This is a genomic window from Roseofilum halophilum BLCC-M91, assembly GCF_030068445.1.
In the GTDB taxonomy this organism is placed as follows: Bacteria; Cyanobacteriota; Cyanobacteriia; order Cyanobacteriales; family Desertifilaceae; genus Roseofilum; species Roseofilum halophilum.
Window position 1 is genome coordinate 1 of sequence record NZ_JAQPOK010000152.1, and the last position, 4835, is coordinate 4835.

Here is a 4835-nt window from a genome sequence, read left to right on the forward strand (position 1 = left end):
AGAAGCTCAGAACTGGCGAGGCATTCCAAGGTAAGAACTTTAACGCTTGCCGATAACGTAGTGCGCGAAGCACTTAACCGGGTCAGCATACCTAAATTAATGAGGCAGTGAGCCGCCGTCTCTTTAGAGCGGGGTGCTGACTAAGTTAAAATGAGTCAGTGCGATCGCCTAGCAGACATAAACTTATTTTAGTACAACAGTTCTCTCCTAGAAGCATTTTCCTTAAATTCCCGTTTATCCTCAGAGATTTGAGAAAAAACCATGGCTGTATTTTTATCTCGCCTGTCTTCAGGTTCAACACTCCTAGTCCTTAGCCTGTGTCCTTGGCTCAGTCTTCTGTGGACGCTCAAAGGAGCAGCCCAACCGGCTCCGATTATGGCGGCTCCGGATGGCACAGGGACTCAAGTACGGGCGATCGGTAACCAATACCAAATTACCGGCGGCCAGGTCTCTTCAGACGGCGCTAATCTCTTTCACAGCTTTTCTCAGTTTGGACTCTCTGCGGGACAAATGGCCAATTTCCTGGCTAACCCCAACCTACAAAACATTCTCGGTCGCATTAATGGCGGCGATCCCTCCATCATCAATGGACTACTCCAAGTGAGCGGGGGAAATCCGAACCTCTATCTGGTTAACCCCGCAGGTATTGTTTTTGGCCCCAATGCCAGCCTTAATGTCCCTGCTGCCTTTAATGCCAGCAGCGCTACTGCCATTGGCTTTGAGGGACTCAACGGCAGCACGAACTGGTTTCAAGTCTTGGGGTCGAATGACTATAGCAACCTGGTGGGGACACCCACAACCTTTGATTTTCAGACCCCCTATCCTGGGGCAATAGTCAACTTGGGTAGCTTAGAGGTTCCCCCTGGTGAGAGTTTAACCCTGATGGGGGGACAGGTGATTAATACGGGAACGCTTAAGGCTCCGGGAGGCAATCTTACGCTTACCGCAATTCCGGGAGTGCAACGGGTAAGAATTTCTCAACCGGGTCATCTGCTCAGTTTAGATATACCCTTGAATCCTGATACCGATCGCGCGATCGCCCCTAATTTAGCCACCTTACTCTCCCAGTCAGCGATCGATCACGCTTCCCAATTGCAGATTAACCAGCAAGGACAGGTGGTTTTAACCGGCTCAGGAATGATTGTACCGGAAACACCGGGAGTGGCGATCGCCTCTGGAACCCTGGATATTTCCACCTCCACCCCCAACAACACCCCCAGCACCCTCAACATTTTCGGTCAACAAGTCGGCCTCATCAACGCTCACCTCAACGCCTCCAGTCCCACCCAAGGGGGAACCATCCGCATCGGAGGAGGCTTTCAAGGACAAGGAGACCAACCCAACGCCACCCATACCCTCATCAATGGCCAAACTCGGATTCAGTCCAACAGTACCCAGCAGGGAAACGGCGGCCAAATCATCATTTGGTCAGACAAAACCACCCAATTTTACGGCACAGTAGAAGCCACAGGAGGGCCCATTTGGGGAAAGGGTGGATTTGTAGAAATTTCCGGCCAAGAAACCCTCGTGTTTGAAGGAAACGTGGATCTGAGTGCTGTAGATGGGGAACCAGGAACCTTGCTCCTTGACCCCAAAAATATCACCATTTCTAATGAGCCTTCCCAACCCAATGATATTGAAGAAAATTTACCCGTTATTGATTTTGAATTACTGCCCGATGAAGACATTACCATCAATGCCGAAGTCTTAGAAGAACAACAAGGCAACATAGAACTACAAGCGACCAACGATATCACCATTGCCAGTGGGGTTTCTCTGGATTTTGTGGAAGGGGGATCGATTACCTTTACAGCCGATGCTGATACAGATAATGAAGGTTCCTTTATGATGGACTCCTCCGCCACGATTACGGCTCCGGGTCGAGAGATTAATATTTCTGGAGCCAGCATTAGTCTGGGTAACGTGAATACCAGCAGCGATCAACAAGGGGGAAATATTTCCTTAACCGCTTCTGCTGGAAATATCACCACAGGAGAACTCAATTCAAGGGTGAATACGGGAGGCGGAGAGGGTGGCAAGATTCAGCTCACAATTACAGAGCGCGGGGATATTACCACCAGTGGCCCGACTGATTCGAGTGCAGAGAATGGCCAGTCAGGCAATATTATCTTTGAAACTCAAGCAGGGAATATTATTGCTAGGGGTCTGATTGATTCGAGCGCGAAAAATGGAGAGGCTGGACATATTACGTTTACAACTCAAGCAGGAGATATTACCGCGAGGGGTCTGATTGATTCGAGCGCGAAAAATGGGGAGGCTGGAAATATTACGCTTGAAACTCAAGCAGGAGACATTACCACAGAAGAGATTGACTCAAGCACAAATAATGGGGAGGCGGGTGATATTACGCTGAGAATTATATCGGCAAATGGGGCGATCGCGCCTGGAACTTTAGATGCGAGTGCCCAAAATGGTTCGCCTGGCACAATTACCCTCGATCCGAATCCTACACCTGCACCGACTCCAACCCCCAATCCTAACCCCACTCCTACTCCCATCCCGATTCCCAATCCTACACCTGCACCAACTCCCACTCCAACAGAAACAGAAACTCCCACACCAACGCCAACAGAAACAGAAATTCCCGTCCCAACTCCTACACCCACTCCAACAGAAACAGACATAGAAATTCCCGTCCCAACTCCTACACCCACTCCAACAGAAACAGAAACATCCAACAATCCACCTGCGCCAGCCTCCGATTCGGATACCAATGATGTATCCCAATCGGATCTCGAATCCATTGCCAGTACCCAATCGCCACAATCAGAAACACCAACTCCATCTAATTCTGCAAATTCCCTAGAATCGGGAACAGGAAATACCAGTCCATTAGCCAATTCTCCAACAGAAATTGGTACATTCCTCGATCTCACAGGTGGGTTGGAGCTATCGAGTTTTCCCGGAACTCAAGAGGCAGAAATTGGCAAATTTTTGAATCTAGATGTGAATATATCCAGCTTAACTACTACGTTGTCTAAGCCGCATGTCAATTCAGCCGATGGTTCATCGGTTAATCTTCAACATCAGATCGATGGCAGTGTAACTCCAATCAACTATGCAAACCCGGATCGAGCATCAGATGACAAGACAGAAGAAGCGAGGGTTGTTAATCTGGGCAGCTTAATGTCTCCAGCAGAGTTTAATGTTCTGATTCGGGAACGAGAACAAAAGTTGAGCCATGAGTATGCGGATTACTTAGATTTAGATTTTCAGGGAGTTCAAGCTCATGCGGTTGTAGAGAGTCAAAAGATCTTAGAGCGCATGGAACAGGAGACTGGAGTTAAAACGGCGATCGTTTATGTGGGATTTAATGCACCGGGTATGATTTCTGCTCAGAATAAGACGGAGATAGATCGTACCTCTGAGTCAGAAGAGCGGTATCTCGAATTGATGATGGTGACGGCTGAGGGTAAACCCTTTCGCAAAATTATTGTGGGGGTAACGGAGGAACAGGTGCTAGAACAGGTGAGGGAGTTCACTCTGGAAATTACTAATCCTCGCAGGCGATATACAACCAGTTATTTAAGTTCCTCTGAGCAACTGTATGATTGGATTATTCGCCCCTTAGAAGAGGAATTAGCAGCCCAACAAATCGAGAATTTAGGGTTTGTGTTAACGGCAGGATTGCGATCGCTCCCGATCGCTGCCCTACATGACCGCGATCGGTTCTTAGTAGAACAATATAGCATCAGTATAATTCCCAGCTTTAGCCTGATTAATACCAGTCAATATCGGGTTCAAGGCCGTCAAGTTTTAGCCATGGGTGCATCCGAATTTACTCAGCTTGCCCCCTTGCCGGCTGTACCGATCGAAATTAGCACGATTATTGAGACTTGGACAGGGGATGAGTTTTTGAATCAGGGATTCACCCTCGATAATTTGATGAATAGTCGTAAGCAAGAAAACTATGGCATTATTCACTTGGCAACCCATGGGGAGTTTCGTCCAGGGAGTCCAGAAAATTCTTATATTCAATTGTGGGATAGTCAGCTAACCCTGGATCGGCTCGATGGACTGAATTTAGATAATCCCCTGGTGGAATTGTTGGTTTTAAGTGCTTGTCGTACAGCATTAGGGAATCCGGATGCCGAATTAGGATTTACAGGTTTAGCGGTTAAAGCAGGAGTTAAATCGGCTTTGGGCAGTTTATGGTATGTCAGTGATGAAGGTACTTTGGGATTAATGAGTGAATTTTATGCCTACCTGAAACATTCCCCGATTAAGGCGCAAGCCCTGCAACAAGGACAACGGGAGATGATTCAAGGGTTGGTGAAGATTGTCGATGGACAGTTGATTGTGCCTAGCTTAGAACAGCCCATTCCCCTACCAGAGAGTCTCCAGCATTTGGAGGATGAAGTGCTAAGTCATCCTTATTTCTGGTCTGGGTTTACTTTGGTGGGTTCGCCTTGGTAATGTCAATTAATAATGAACAATTAATAATGAACAATTAATAATGGGATTGGGTGGTTGAGTTTAGACGTTACGACTGAGGAATGCTCAAGGGAGGGGGTAAGGGCGGGACTCGATGGGGACAATCCCACAATAAACCAATATGTTCCAGAGGATGCTGCTCTGTAGAGCGAACCGTTCTAATTTCTCGACCGAACTTATCGAAATTGCTTAAATTTTCGACGGTTAGCAGGCGATCGAAGGCTTCTAGGGTTTCTTGAGGCTCTTTCTTGGGCACAAACACCCACGTCACCACTGGAATCCCTGATTTTAAGATACACTGAAATAACTTGAGGCGATCGTCTTTATCTTCTGGTAACTGATGCGGCCATTTCAATCCAATGTATTTTTCGAGTTCTAGG

Annotated in this window: 1 protein-coding gene and 1 pseudogene; one reads left to right on the top strand and one right to left on the bottom strand. The window is 47.4% G+C overall.

What is annotated here, in order from left to right:
* Positions 1-261 precede the first annotated feature (261 nt).
* Positions 262-4437: a CHAT domain-containing protein gene (locus PJF56_RS19685; RefSeq protein WP_283764416.1), complete on the top strand. Its 4176-nt coding sequence runs from the start codon at positions 262-264 to the stop codon at positions 4435-4437.
* Between the two features lie 67 nt (positions 4438-4504).
* Here the strand turns inward: PJF56_RS19685 and PJF56_RS19690 are convergent.
* A pseudogene (locus PJF56_RS19690) lies at positions 4505-4835 on the bottom strand (hypothetical protein); the annotation flags it as partial.